This is a genomic window from Corynebacterium sp. LK33, from assembly GCF_014334955.1.
GTDB classification, from domain to species: Bacteria; Actinomycetota; Actinomycetes; order Mycobacteriales; family Mycobacteriaceae; genus Corynebacterium; species Corynebacterium jeikeium_D.
Map to the genome: position 1 here is coordinate 91,719 of NZ_PDGU01000022.1, position 12,501 is coordinate 104,219.

General features: G+C 61.2%; 11 protein-coding genes and 4 tRNA genes. 14 read left to right on the plus strand and 1 reads right to left on the minus strand.

Going from position 1 to position 12,501, the window contains the following annotated elements; all coding sequences use genetic code 11:
• Positions 1 to 2 precede the first annotated feature (2 nt).
• The 5 genes from CRD20_RS06755 to CRD20_RS06775 all read left to right on the plus strand — a co-directional run bounded on the left by CRD20_RS06755 (position 3) and on the right by CRD20_RS06775 (position 5,467).
• Positions 3 to 1,028, plus strand: coding sequence for an o-succinylbenzoate synthase (locus tag CRD20_RS06755; protein ID WP_187405114.1), 1,026 nt, complete (start codon positions 3 to 5; stop codon positions 1,026 to 1,028).
• Between the two features lie 101 nt (positions 1,029 to 1,129).
• The gene (gene menD, locus CRD20_RS06760; RefSeq protein WP_370546047.1) at positions 1,130 to 2,962 is read left to right on the plus strand and encodes a 2-succinyl-5-enolpyruvyl-6-hydroxy-3-cyclohexene-1-carboxylic-acid synthase; all 1,833 of its coding nucleotides are present in this window, start codon (positions 1,130 to 1,132) and stop codon (positions 2,960 to 2,962) included.
• A 97-nt stretch (positions 2,963 to 3,059) separates the two neighbouring features.
• The gene (locus CRD20_RS06765) at positions 3,060 to 3,551 is read left to right on the plus strand and encodes a DUF3592 domain-containing protein (RefSeq protein WP_187405115.1); all 492 of its coding nucleotides are present in this window, start codon (positions 3,060 to 3,062) and stop codon (positions 3,549 to 3,551) included.
• Positions 3,552 to 3,555: 4 nt separating this feature from the next.
• Entirely contained in the window at positions 3,556 to 4,764 is a 1,209-nt protein-coding gene (locus tag CRD20_RS06770) for a glycosyltransferase family 1 protein (RefSeq protein ID WP_048732401.1), read from the plus strand.
• A gap of 10 nt (positions 4,765 to 4,774) precedes the next feature.
• Complete coding sequence (locus CRD20_RS06775; protein ID WP_048732404.1) at positions 4,775 to 5,467, plus strand: demethylmenaquinone methyltransferase; 693 nt, start codon at positions 4,775 to 4,777, stop codon at positions 5,465 to 5,467.
• A 51-nt stretch (positions 5,468 to 5,518) separates the two neighbouring features.
• On the opposite strand, the gene CRD20_RS06780 is transcribed toward CRD20_RS06775, so the two are convergent.
• A complete protein-coding gene (locus CRD20_RS06780) occupies positions 5,519 to 6,871 on the minus strand; it encodes a geranylgeranyl reductase family protein (RefSeq protein WP_222866237.1) in 1,353 nt (450 codons plus the stop codon).
• A gap of 118 nt (positions 6,872 to 6,989) precedes the next feature.
• Here CRD20_RS06780 and CRD20_RS06785 point away from each other — a divergent pair, with 118 nt between their 5' ends.
• From CRD20_RS06785 to rplA, 9 genes are all read left to right on the plus strand, one after another.
• On the plus strand, positions 6,990 to 8,045 hold the full coding sequence (locus CRD20_RS06785) for a polyprenyl synthetase family protein (protein ID WP_016422037.1): 1,056 nt from the start codon (positions 6,990 to 6,992) through the stop codon (positions 8,043 to 8,045).
• Between the two features lie 180 nt (positions 8,046 to 8,225).
• A tRNA-Tyr gene (locus CRD20_RS06790) sits at positions 8,226 to 8,307 on the plus strand.
• A gap of 396 nt (positions 8,308 to 8,703) precedes the next feature.
• Positions 8,704 to 8,776 (plus strand) — tRNA-Thr (locus CRD20_RS06795).
• Between the two features lie 39 nt (positions 8,777 to 8,815).
• Positions 8,816 to 8,889, plus strand: a tRNA-Met gene (locus CRD20_RS06800).
• A gap of 103 nt (positions 8,890 to 8,992) precedes the next feature.
• A tRNA-Trp gene (locus tag CRD20_RS06805) sits at positions 8,993 to 9,065 on the plus strand.
• Positions 9,066 to 9,480: 415 nt separating this feature from the next.
• Positions 9,481 to 9,789 (plus strand): preprotein translocase subunit SecE, encoded by a 309-nt coding sequence (secE, locus tag CRD20_RS06810; protein WP_049170051.1) that lies wholly within the window; start codon positions 9,481 to 9,483, stop codon positions 9,787 to 9,789.
• 191 nt (positions 9,790 to 9,980) lie between these two features.
• A complete protein-coding gene (gene nusG, locus CRD20_RS06815; RefSeq protein ID WP_070546900.1) occupies positions 9,981 to 10,850 on the plus strand; it encodes a transcription termination/antitermination protein NusG in 870 nt (289 codons plus the stop codon).
• Between the two features lie 338 nt (positions 10,851 to 11,188).
• Positions 11,189 to 11,626 (plus strand): 50S ribosomal protein L11, encoded by a 438-nt coding sequence (gene rplK, locus CRD20_RS06820; RefSeq protein ID WP_016422043.1) that lies wholly within the window; start codon positions 11,189 to 11,191, stop codon positions 11,624 to 11,626.
• Positions 11,627 to 11,727: 101 nt separating this feature from the next.
• Positions 11,728 to 12,432 (plus strand): 50S ribosomal protein L1, encoded by a 705-nt coding sequence (gene rplA, locus CRD20_RS06825; RefSeq protein WP_016422044.1) that lies wholly within the window; start codon positions 11,728 to 11,730, stop codon positions 12,430 to 12,432.
• The last annotated feature ends 69 nt before the right edge of the window (positions 12,433 to 12,501 follow it).

Below are 12,501 nucleotides of genomic sequence, written 5' to 3' on the forward strand. Positions count from 1 at the left end.
GCATGAGGGGTATGTCTGTGTCCGCTGCGCCCAACATCCAGCTTCCGCCAATCGACGACATCCTCGACCGCGCCCACGTCGTCGCGCTGCCCATGGCAGTGAAATTCCGTGGCGTCACCACCCGCGAGGCACTCCTCATCGACGGCCCCGTCACCTGGGGCGAGTTCGCTCCCTTCCTGGAGTACGAGGCGTCCGAGGCCGCCGCGTGGCTGCGCTCGGCCATCGAATGCGCATACGTCGGCCTGCCCACCCCGAAGCGCGAGTTTGTCGAGGTCAACGCCACCATCCCCGCCGTCACACCCGACCAGGTGCCGGAGGTCTTGGCGCGCTACCCCGGGTGCCGCACGTTTAAGGTCAAGGTCGCAGAGAGCGGCCAATCGCTTAACGACGACATCGAGCGCGTAGCCGCCGTCCGCACCGCGGTGGCCGAAGCCTATGGCTATGAACCTGTGGTGCGGGTGGATGCGAATCGTGGCTGGTCGGTGGAGCAGGCCATCCGCGCCGCTCATGAGTTGGGGCCGCTGGAGTACATGGAGCAGCCCGTTGCGACTGTCGCCGAGCTCCGCGCGGTCCGCGACACAGTGGGGGAGTTTTGCCCGATCGCTGCCGATGAGTCGATTCGCAAGGCCGAGGATCCGTATTTGGTTGCGCGCGAGCAGGCTGCTGACGTGGGCGTAATGAAGGTTGCGCCGCTTGGCGGGCCACGCCGTTTGCTTCGGTTGGCCGAGGAACTGGAGATGAAGGTGACCGTCGCCAGCGCCTTGGATACCGGCGTTGGTATGGCCGCCGGTTTGTTCACGGTGGCGGCCCTGCCTGCTACCGAGCTGCAGCCGGAGCCGAACGCGGCGGGTTTGGCCACGTCCTCGCTGTTTATCGAGGACGTCATCGAGCCCCGGCCACTTATCGATGGCCGACTGCCCGTCACCAACCCCGCGCCCGACCCTTCCCGCCTGGCCGAGCTCGCCGCGCCGGGCCCCCGCCGCGATTGGTGGTTCGACCGCCTCCGCGCGGCGTACGCCCATCTATAACGCCAAGAAAGTGACTAGGTTTATGACACTTTGAGCCCGAAAAACGGCTTCCAAACTGACATAAACCTAGTCAGTAACTTCCGGCAAGTAGCCTATTGAGTGTGAACGACAACCAGGACACCTCTCAAGACCCGGACACCGGCGCGGCCGAAACCACTCACGCCGTCCAGTCCACACAAGCCCCATCCGCAGTGGTAGCGGGCCTCATCGTCGATGAGCTGCTGCGTCTCGACATGGTCGATGCCGTGGTGTGCCCGGGTTCCCGGTCCGCCCCACTCGCCCGCGCTCTGGTCCAGGCCGCTGACGCGGCGAAGGTTCGCCTACACGTGCGCATCGATGAACGCTCCGCGGCCTTCCTCGCCCTCGGCCTGGCCTCGCGCACCCGCAAGGTGACCCCGGTAATTACAACGTCCGGCACAGCAGTGGCGAACCTCGTGCCCGCCATGGTGGAGGCCACCGCGTCGGGCATTCCGCTGCTGGCACTGACCGCCGACCGCCCCGCGCATTATCGCGGCACCGGCGCGAACCAGACCATCGTCCAGGACCGCCTGTTCGCTGATGCCTCCGTCGTCGAGTTCGATCTGGACGGCACCGCCCCGGTCACGAAGGCCACCGCCGCGCAGATCCGCGCTCGCATTGATCGCGTTGTCGCCGGCATGGGATCCGGCGCCGGCCACCTTAACGTCCGTTTTGTCGAACCGCTCGTGCCTGACGACGACTCCGTCGCCGACATCCCCGAGGGCCGCGCCGACGGCGGCCCCTGGACCACGATTGCGCCTACCAACAGCAACAACGTCGGCGCGGCCGCCATCGCAGCCAACTCGGCCACCGCAACCGGCCCGGCCAACGCGGCTAGCACAGCCACAATTGACATCAGCCGCCGCACACTCGTGATTGCGGGTTCGAATGCCCCGCACCTGCCGGCGCTGGAGGATCTGCCAACCATCGCTGAGCCGAATGCATATGCGCCGGCGCACCCGGTGCACCCGCTTGCGGCGGGCACTTTCGCGCAGATTCCGCCGGAGCAGATTGTGCTGGTCGGCAGGCCGACGCTGCACCGAGGTATCTCTAAGCTGCTGGCCAATCCGGATATCGAGCTGACCGTTGTCTCCGAAGCGGAAAACCACGGTTTTGGGGTGGAGTTCCCGGATGTGACGGCGAACGCAAGGGCCGTCGTTAGGCATGTGCAGACTGTGGGGGAGCAGGACCCGCAGTGGACGAAAATCTGTGAGGCCGCCAGCGAGTTGGCGGTGAAGTCCGTGCGAGAGACGCTTACCGAGTCGATTGAAGCGGAGGAACCGCTGACCGGATTTCATGTGGCGGCGGCTCTGACGGACAGCCTGCGCACGGGTGACAATGTGGTGCTGGGCGCGTCGAACCCGGTGCGCGATGCGTCGTACACGGGCCTGCCTTTCCCGGGGGTGAACACGTATGCGGGACGAGGTGCCGCGGGCATCGACGGCACGGTGGCGACGGCAATCGGTATTGCGCTGGCGTCCGACCGCGAGCATGCCGACGAGATCCGCCCGCCGCGGACGATTGCACTTATGGGTGACCTGACGTTCCAGCACGACTCCGCAGCGTTGGCGATTGGTCCGCTGGAGCCGAGGCCGGAAAACCTCACCATCGTGGTGGCCAATGATGCCGGTGGCGGTATTTTCGAGACGCTGGAGGCGGGCAGCCCGGCTCTGCGGGGAAGCTTTGAGCGCATCTTCGGCACCCCGCAGGACGTGGACTTTGAGGGCATCTGCCAGGCTTACGGGGTCGAGCACGTGCGCGTTGACCGCCTCCCAGATCTGCTCGCGCAGTTGCACCCGGATACCGACGTCGATGGCATCCGCGTCATTGAGGTGGCGACCACGCGTGCGACGCGTCGGCAGTTGCATCACAAGCTGGCATACAATGCGGAGATTGGGGTGCTGGACAAGCACTAGCTGGACAAGGCTCGCTGGACAAGCACTAGCCGGCCGGCAGCATCCAATCAGAGCTGGAAACAATCAGGGACAGAAAAATAGGGAGGTCGCGACCGCCATGCAGTGGAAAACTGCCCTGGCCAATTGGCCGCGCCTCCTTCGTCAGGTACTGCTCTTTGTGATGATTTGCCTGTTGCTGTCGTGCCTGGCCATGGTGGTTGGCTGTTTCATTAATGACCGCAATATCGAGTCGAACATGGGGCAGTCCGTAGCCAATGTGCGCTCGGTCGAGCTCCTTCGCACCACGGTTGATTTCGTCGACGAGAATGGCGATTTTCAGTCGCCACCAACCGGTTTGCTCTATCCCGTTGGTCTGGAAGAGGGGCAGCGCGTCCGCGTCGAATACGACCGCACTGATCCCAATGTCGTCCGCGTCGCCGGGCGCACATGGACGCTGTCACTTCTCCCGGCGACCAGTATCGCTGTGGTTACATTTCTCGTCGTCGCGCCGTTGTGGTGGTCGTCGTTGCGCGCAACCCGTCGTTTACAAAGAGATCCCCAAAAGGTAAACAGAGGGTCACTTTCGCTTTCCGACGAGATGGAAAACTAGCACCATGCGCGTTGCCATCATTGCTGAAAGCTTCTTGCCCAACATCAATGGAGTGACAAACTCCGTGCTGCGGGTGTTGGAACACTTACGCCGTGAAGGACACGAGGCGCTGGTGATTGCGCCGGGTGCTCGGGACTGGCAGGAAGAGGCAGAGTTCTACTGCGACTACCGCATTGAGCGTGTGCCCACTGTGATGGTGCCGTTGATTGATTCGCTACCGATTGGTGTGCCGAACCGTCGGGTAGCGTCGGCGCTGACGCAGTTTAAGCCGGATGTTGTCCACTTGGCTTCGCCATTTGTACTTGGCGGTGCGGGCGCGTTGACTGCCAAGGCACTGGGCATCCCGGCTGTGGCTATCTATCAGACTGACGTTGCGGGTTTTGCCAAGAACTACAAGTTGGCGGGGCTCTCCACGGCCGCGTGGTTGTGGACGCGCGTGATTCACAACTCCTGCGCCCGAACGCTGGCGCCGTCCTCGCCTACTATTGAGGACCTGCAGAATCACAAAATTCGTGATGTCTACCGCTGGGGCCGCGGTGTTGATGCGGTTCGCTTTACTCCGACAAAGCGTAGTGAAGAGCTCAGGAAGCAGTGGAGCCCGGAGGGCAAGCCGATTGTTGGTTATGTCGGCAGGCTCGCGGCGGAGAAGTCCGTGGAGCGGCTGGCAGCGCTGAACGGCCGCGATGATATCCAGGTGGTCATTGTCGGCAATGGCCCGGAGCTGCAGAAGCTGCAGAAGCAGATGCCGAATGCCGTCTTTACCGGACAGCTCACCGGCGATAAGTTGGCAGCGGCATTCGCCAGTCTGGACGTGTTCGTCCACACTGGTGACTTTGAAACCTTCTGCCAGGCGGTACAGGAAGCCCACGCCTCCGGTGTGCCGGCCATCGCTCCGAACGCAGGCGGCCCGCGCGACCTGATTACCAACGACGTCAACGGCTACCTGCTGGAACCCAAGACTTTCACCCGCGATCTGTCTGAGGCGGTCGACAAGCTACTGCTCGTCGACGATGAGCTGGCACGCAAGCAGCTGCGCAACCGCTGCCGCGACACCGTGACCGAACGCACCTGGGAAGCACTGTGTGCAGACCTGGTTCGCCACTACGAGGAGGTTTCTGGGGTTTCCGCGGCCGAGACGTCAAGCAAGGTCGCAGCAGATGCGATTGATGCCTCCCATGCAGGTGCTGCTACGCGTCAGAAGTCGGTCGCGTAATCTGGACATCGTGTCTAGGGCTGATTTAACGAAAAATCCCAGCGAAGTCGCCTCGATGTTCGACGGCGTGGGGAAGAATTACGACATCACTAATACCGTGCTCACCGGTGGCATTGACCACTACTGGCGCGTGCGCACGGCAAAGCGCCTGAACCTGCAGCCTGGCCAGAAAGTCCTCGACCTGGCCGCCGGTACGGCTGTTTCATCAGTGGAGTTGGCAAAGTCTGGCGCATACGTCGTTGCCTGTGATTTCTCCCGAGGCATGCTCAAGGCCGGTGCACACCGCGATGTTCCCAAGGTCTGCGGTGACGGCATGAAGCTGCCATTCCCGGACAACACTTTCGACGCGGTGACCATCAGCTTCGGTCTACGCAACATCGTGGACTACAAGGCGGGCCTCGCCGAACTAGCCCGCGTAACCAAGCCCGGAGGCCAGCTAACAGTCTGCGAGTTCTCCACCCCCGTGGTGCCGGTGTTCAGCACCTTCTACAAGGAATACCTGATGCGGGCACTGCCGCAGATCGCCAAGGTCGTCTCCTCGAACCCGGAGGCCTACGTGTACTTGGCGGAGTCGATTCGCGCCTGGCCAAACCAGCCGCAGCTTGCCCGCGACATCAATGCCTCCGGCTGGGAGGATGCCGGTTGGCAGAATCTCACCTTCGGTATCGCAGCGCTGCACTCGGCAACCAAGCCCGCGCAGTAGCTCGCTAGCTCGCAGCAAAGCCCGGTCGCAGGGCCCGTCGTAAAGCGATTCCTACTGCCAGGGCTGGCGCCCGAACCACTTATCGGAGGCCAGCGCTGCTCTCCCCGAAGCGCGCCAGAGTCGCGCCACTACGTCGCGGTCGTGTTCCGTGACCAGGTTGCCCATCAGGCGTGCGGCAACACCCATGAGCTGGCTGCCCCACGGGGCACCGATGGTCAGCGGGCCGACCGTGGGAAGGAAGCTCGGGTACGTCAGCGTCAGCGCCAACTTGCGAGCCAGCGAGAAGCCGGTGCCGTAGTGCTCGCGAAGGAGGGCGGGCCAGGAGTGAGTCAGCCCATCGCGGCCCGCACCAATCGAACTAATCAGCTCCACCGCCAGCCGCGCCGACTCCATGCCGTAGTCAATGCCCTCACCGTTGAGTGGATTGACCAGGCACGCAGCATCACCGAGCAACGCCCAGTTCGGCCCCGCCACATTCGATACAGCACCACCCATCGGCAACAGCGCCGACGTCACGTGCTCTGGTTCGCTCATCTGCCACTGATCACGCACCTGCCCGTGGTACTCGCGTAGCAACTTCTTCACGTTCGTGCGCGCCGGGCGTGCCGACGTCGCCAGCGCCCCACACCCCACATTCGCCTGGCCTGCTCCCAGCGGGAAAATCCAGCCATAGCCCGGGTGCGTCTGCCCCTCGGAGTCGCGCAGTTCCAGGTGCGAGTGAATCCAGTCATCCGCTACGTCCGCGCTGTCGAAGCTGACATATGACCGCGCGGCCACGCCAAACACGCTGTCCCGATGCCACGCACGCCCCAGCTGCTTGCCGACGGTACTTCGGACCCCATCGGCCACGAGCAGCCAGCGGGCCGAGATGGTGTGTGGCTTGCCTTCGCGGTCGGAAAGTTCCACCTCGCGCACGCCGTGGCCCCGCGTGCCGCCAGTGTTCAGCGCTCCGAGAACCACCTTCCGCGCAGCGACCCCATCGAAGACCTGCGCACCGGCATCAGCGGCGGCATTGAGCAAGAAAGTGTCGAGCTCAACTCGCGGCATCGCGGATCCGACAGCGGGGAAAGTGCCCGAGGCATCATCTGGCCAAGGTGCGGTGATGGAGCCGCCGAAACCGTGTAGCTTGAGTCCGCGGTTGCGGTTGCGGCGCAGGAGCTCGTCGTCAAGCCCTAGACGACGTAGCTCAGCGATGGCACGAGGAGTGAGCCCGTCGCCACAAGTTTTGTCGCGCGGGAAGCGCTGGGAGTCGACCACAGTGACCGAAAAACCGGCGCGGGCGGCGTGAATTGCGGCTGCGGAGCCGGTGGGGCCTGCGCCAACAATGAGCACGTCAGTGCTGCTGGGTAGAGCGACGGTGCCGTCGAACGTGGGGGAAACTCGCGAAATCGGGCTTGAGGTCATTGCCCCAGCGTATAACGACGTTGAAACAAATATGGGAACTGGTCTGCTAGCCACTATGCTCGTAAGGTAGTTTATTTAGCAGTTTCTTATCTTTTATCGTCAGTTAGGCAGGTCTCGAATGCGTACTGGAGACTACTCCGGGCTTAGTTCCGGAAGTGCTCAGGGCACTGGTGAGCACACCGCCACTAGTTCTCACTTCGTTGATGAGGCGCTGGAAGCAACAATCACCGAGGGAATGCGCAAGAGCGAGGACCTCCTGATTACCGAGCTGGGGCGCGGCGAGGACTTCCTAGTCGAGCGGGTTTCCCACCTAGCTCACGCTGGTGGTAAGCGCTTCCGCCCGATGTTTACCATGCTGGCCGCGCAGTTCGGGGAGAACCCGGAGAGCGATAAGGTCATCACCGCCGCGACGGTGCTGGAGCTGACGCACCTGGCGACGCTCTACCACGACGACGTCATGGATGAAGCGGATAAGCGCCGCGGCGTGCCCTCCGCAAACTCGCGCTGGGACAACACCGTCGCCATTCTGGCCGGTGACTACCTCTTCGCTGCTGCGTCCCGCCTGCTGGCAGAGCTCGGCTCCGAGAGCGTGGCTCACTTCGCTGAGACCTTCGGTGTTCTTGTCACAGGTCAGATGCGCGAGTGCCTCAACGACTTGGACCTGCCGATAGAAGAGCGCATCGAGCGCTACCTGAAGGTCATTGCCGAAAAGACCGGTGTGCTCATCGCATCGGCCGGTTATCTCGGCGCCTATCACGCCGGTGCGTCGGCCGAGATTTCCAACGCGCTGCGCCGCTATGGCGAACTAATCGGTATCGTTTTCCAGATTGTCGACGACATCATCGACATCTCCTCCAATACCGATCAGTCCGGCAAGACTCCGGGTACTGACTTGCGCGAGGGCGTCTTCACGCTGCCGGTGCTCTACGCGCTGCAGGAGGATACCCCAGCCGCTGACCGCCTCCGTGAGATTCTCGTCGGCCCAGTTTCCGACGACGCGCTTGTCGACGAGGCCCTCGAGCTCCTGGCTCAGACCAACGGTGTGGCTCGCGCGATGGAGAAGGTCAATGAACTGCTGGATGAGTCCGACCGCGTCATCGCTGACCTTCCTGACTGTGCGGCCAAGGAGTCCCTGCGTCACGTTGCTCGCTACACCGTGGAGCGCGTGGGGTAGTGGATTGAGCTCCATCGGCGAGATGGGCCTAGGGGCGAGCACTGCTCTGAGGTGAGCTCTGCTCTGGGGTGAGTTCTGCTGAGGGGTGAATCCAGGTAGGGAAATATCCTCTCGACCTGCCGATTTGTGTAAATGACAGAGTAGTGGGTAGCATTCCATTCGCACCGTTTAAGAGTGCACGCCAGATTGCCCGAGCGGCCAAAGGGAGCGGATTGTAAATCCGTCGGCATTGCCTTCGTTGGTTCGAATCCATCATCTGGCACAGTGAAATCACCGCGAGAATTTTCTCGCGGTGATTTTTTTGTAGGGCCCGTTGATGGGGATGCGGGGCGGGGGTTTGGGGTAGGGGTTCGAGTGAGGGGCTCTGGATTAAGCGGGGGCAGGGGCTCGAGTTAGGGGCTCGGGTTAGAGGGCAGACACTCATCGATGAGCTATTCACTTATGGTTCCGCTGGAGCTCATCGATAAGTGAATAGATTATCCATAAGTGCGCGCCAAATGTCTGCAAACGTGACAAGAAATACCGCTGCCTACCTGCTGATTTGTGCTTAGTGGTGATTTCGGGTTAATCTTTGCAAGGCTTCACGGAGAGCACAGAGCGAAACGAAGCGGTCAACAATTGGCCACGGAGTTACGTGCTGAGTTCAACGGATGCTGATGCCCCCTTAGCTCAGTCGGCAGAGCGTTTCCATGGTAAGGAAAAGGTCGACAGTTCGATTCTGTCAGGGGGCTCTGTTCTTTTATACGGACTTATGTCCGGTAGAGAATAGGGGCGATGTAGCTCAGATGGTGAGAGCGCACGACTCATAATCGTGAGGTCGGGGGTTCGATCCCCCCCATCGCTACTACGGACAGTGATGTTCGTCGAACCCCGCCTTGATTATGCAGCAATGCAGTAAGGTGGGACATTGTCAGCTAAGGACTGGAAAGTTCTTTTGCTGGTGGTGAAGGGGCGTGGCTCAATTGGTAGAGCAGCGGTCTCCAAAACCGCAGGTTGCAGGTTCGAGTCCTGTCGCCCCTGCAGCTACCCGTCATCCAGGGCGTATGAAAATGCGTCTGGGTGGCGGGTTTTTCGTTTATGTTCGGTGGCGGTGGGGCAATGCGAGTTACTGACTGCGTTTATGACAAAAACAGCCCGAAAAATGGCTTGAAAGTGTCATAAACCCATACAGTTTCACATTTGCAGCCCGAGCGAGCAGCCCGTAGCTCTTTGGGGTTGTCAGAATCGAATCTCGAAGCCTGCGGTTCCCACGAAGGGCATTTCTTCGATAGTGTGGATTATCGGCTAGAATTTACGCACTGAACCAGACTTGCTCTGCACAGTGGGGGCTTGGCTCCGGAGAACTTCCCCGGAGTTTGCCCTTGAAGAATTCACGTTTGAGTTTCACTGTGCAGTATCTTTAGGTCTCATATGCACGAAGTAGCGAAGGAGCATCGTGTCTGAGGAAAACCAGACTTTCCAGGCGGCGGCTCGCCCGTCCGGTAAGCGCCAGGCGACGGGCGCGCAGACCACCGTGGCGAAGAAGCCTGCGCGTGAGAAGGAGACCAACGAGCTTTCGACTCGTAACCCTTTGGTTTTCATCAAGCAGGTTGTTGACGAGCTGCGCAAGGTGATTTGGCCGACCGGCCGCCAGATGGTCACCTACAGCATCATCGTGATTCTGTTCTTGATTGCCATGATCGTTCTCGTGTGGGGTGTGGACACGCTGGCCGGTCTGGGTGTCCGATCGGTGTTGGGTAAGTAATCGGTTATACTGTTTCGCAGTGATGCTTTTCATCCCGCCTCCGAGTTCCGGACGGCGGGATTATTCGTTAGCGCAGCTGGTGTCTGGCTGTGCGAAGTGATTGCGGATGGCATATTGGCTCTTAGGACTCTTTAGGCGAAGATGCCAATGTCGCGAACCGTTGATGTAGATACAAGAGGGGTTAGCACGACATGAATGATGGTCAGAATATTTTCTCCGACGCCCAGTCCGCGGATGCTGCCGCAACTGAGCAGGATGCGCAGGACGCACCGGCTCAGGTAGAAGCTTCGGCCGAGGGTGCAGTCGCAGCCGCAGCCGACGCAGCCGCAGCTGACACTGCTGCAGCAGAAGCAGCGCCGGCAGAGGAGACTGCCGCTGACGCTGAGGCACAGGCAGCTGCTGACGCAGATGCCGAGTACCGTAAGCGCCTGCGCGAGTTCCAGCGTGAGCTCAAGCGTCGTCCGGGCGACTGGTACATCATCCAGTGCTACTCCGGCTACGAGAACAAGGTGAAGACCAACCTGGAAATGCGCGCCCAGACCATGGGTGTCGATGAGCAGATCCACGAGGTCATCGTTCCGGTTGAGGAAGTCGAAGAGCGCAAGGACGACGGCAAGAAGAAGATCGTTAAGCGCAAGCTGCTGCCGGGCTACGTTCTGGTTCGTATGAGCCTGGATGACCCGTCCTGGTCCGTCGTCCGCGACACCCCGGGTGTTACTTCCTTCGTCGGTAGCGAGGGCCAGCCGTCCAAGGTCAAGATTCGCGAGGTCGCTAAGTTCCTCATGCCGAAGGAGACCATCACCGCGGACGCCGCTGAAGAAGCTGCAAATGCCGACGGTGAGCTGGCTGTCGCAGCGGCGCCGCAGGCGGAGAAGAAGGCCGTCGCCATCGACTATGAGGTCGGCGAGTCCGTCACCATCCTGTCCGGTCCGTTCGCATCTGTGGCTGCGACCATCTCCGAGATCGACCCGGACACCGGCCGCATGAAGGCTCTGGTTTCCATCTTCGGCCGTGAGACCCCGGTCGAGCTGGGCATCGATGAGGTCGAGAAGCTGAACTAGGCCCGACCTCAAGCCAGGCGCAGAGCCAAGCGGAGAGCACCGCCAAGCCAAGCGCCGAGCAAGGCACCAGCTAGCTCGCTCGCGCAACCAATCCGGTAACGGATTTTGATGCACGCCATACGCTGCGGTAACGTAGCCAGGCGTGCATTTTTGTGCCTTGAGCACAGATGCGCCAAGTAATTCGTATCCCCGGTGGCTGGCACCAACTCAATGACCAGCGCCAGTGGCCATGATGGTCGAGGGCGCAAGGGTCGTCGTAAAGCGTCGGCATCCGGACGGGGTGAGTCGCCTTTTCATCGGGGCGGCGTGCCCCGGTAACTAGGAAGTAGGTTAATCCGATGGCTCCGAAGAAGAAGCTTTCTGCGATTATTAAGCTGCAGATTCAGGCTGGTCAGGCTAACCCGGCTCCGCCGGTTGGTCCGGCACTGGGTGCCCATGGTGTCAACATCATGGAGTTCTGCAAGGCTTACAACGCAGCAACTGAGAACCAGCGTGGCAACGTTGTCCCGGTTGAAATCTCCGTCTACGAAGACCGCTCCTTCACCTTCGTTCTGAAGACCCCGCCGGCAGCTAAGCTGCTGCTGAAGGCCGCTGGCATTCAGAAGGGCTCTGGCGTTCCGCACACCAACAAGGTCGGTTCCGTGACCTGGGAGCAGTGCAAGGAAATCGCCGAGCTGAAGAAGCCGGACCTGAACGCTAACGACATCGAGATGGGTGCACGCATCATCGCCGGTACCGCTCGCTCCATGGGCATCACCGTCGAGGGCGCAAAGTAAACCGTCAGCGTTTAGCTGCTCCTTCATCAAGTGGTAGGGCCAGCTTCGGCCCGCTACACACCACAATCCAACCATTTCACTTAATTGAGATTGGACTTTTCATGAGCAAGAACTCTAAGGCATACCGCGCCGCCGCCGAGAAGATCGACGCCGGCCGCATCTACTCTCCGCTCGAGGCCGCTAACCTGGCCAAGGAGACCTCCTCCAAGAACTACGACGCCACCATCGACGTTGCCATCCGCCTGGGCGTTGACCCGCGCAAGGCTGACCAGCTGGTTCGCGGCACTGTCTCCCTGCCGAACGGCACCGGTAAGACCGTCCGCGTTGTCGTCTTCGCTGCTGGCGAGAACGCCACCAAGGCTGAAGAGGCCGGCGCTGACTTCGTCGGTTCCGAGGAGCTGATTGAGAAGATTCAGGGCGGCTGGACCGACTTCGACGCTGCTATCGCTACCCCGGACCAGATGGCCAAGGTTGGCCGCGTGGCTCGTATCCTCGGCCCGCGTGGTCTGATGCCGAACCCGAAGACCGGCACCGTTACCCCGGATGTCGCTAAGGCTGTCACCGAGATCAAGGGCGGTAAGATTTCCTTCCGCGTCGACAAGGCTGCAAACCTGCAGGCTGTTATCGGTAAGGCTTCCTTCGACGCTGAGAAGCTGGCCGAGAACTACGGTGCGCTTATCGACGAGCTGATGCGCCTCAAGCCGTCCGCTGCTAAGGGTAAGTACCTGAAGAAGATCACCGTCTCCGCCACCAACGGCCCGGGCATCCCGGTTGACACCAGCGTGATCAAGGACTACACCGCCTAAATCAGCATCAGCCGATAGGCGAGTGTGCTCTTCACGAGTCACTCGAGAGTGACTCTGAGCAAAGCTCTT

What these genes read in the sequence shown, in the direction of transcription:
- CRD20_RS06765 (WP_187405115.1), top strand. Translation starts at nt 3,060, where the DNA reads ATGCAGTGGAAAACTGCCCTGGCCAATTGGCCGCGCCTCCTTCGTCAG.
- rplK (WP_016422043.1), top strand. Translation starts at nt 11,189, where the DNA reads ATGGCTCCGAAGAAGAAGCTTTCTGCGATTATTAAGCTGCAGATTCAG.
- CRD20_RS06770 (WP_048732401.1), top strand. Translation starts at nt 3,556, where the DNA reads ATGCGCGTTGCCATCATTGCTGAAAGCTTCTTGCCCAACATCAATGGA.
- CRD20_RS06780 (WP_222866237.1), bottom strand. Translation starts at nt 6,871, where the DNA reads ATGACCTCAAGCCCGATTTCGCGAGTTTCCCCCACGTTCGACGGCACC.
- CRD20_RS06785 (WP_016422037.1), top strand. Translation starts at nt 6,990, where the DNA reads ATGCGTACTGGAGACTACTCCGGGCTTAGTTCCGGAAGTGCTCAGGGC.
- nusG (WP_070546900.1), top strand. Translation starts at nt 9,981, where the DNA reads ATGAATGATGGTCAGAATATTTTCTCCGACGCCCAGTCCGCGGATGCT.
- CRD20_RS06755 (WP_187405114.1), top strand. Translation starts at nt 3, where the DNA reads ATGAGGGGTATGTCTGTGTCCGCTGCGCCCAACATCCAGCTTCCGCCA.
- rplA (WP_016422044.1), top strand. Translation starts at nt 11,728, where the DNA reads ATGAGCAAGAACTCTAAGGCATACCGCGCCGCCGCCGAGAAGATCGAC.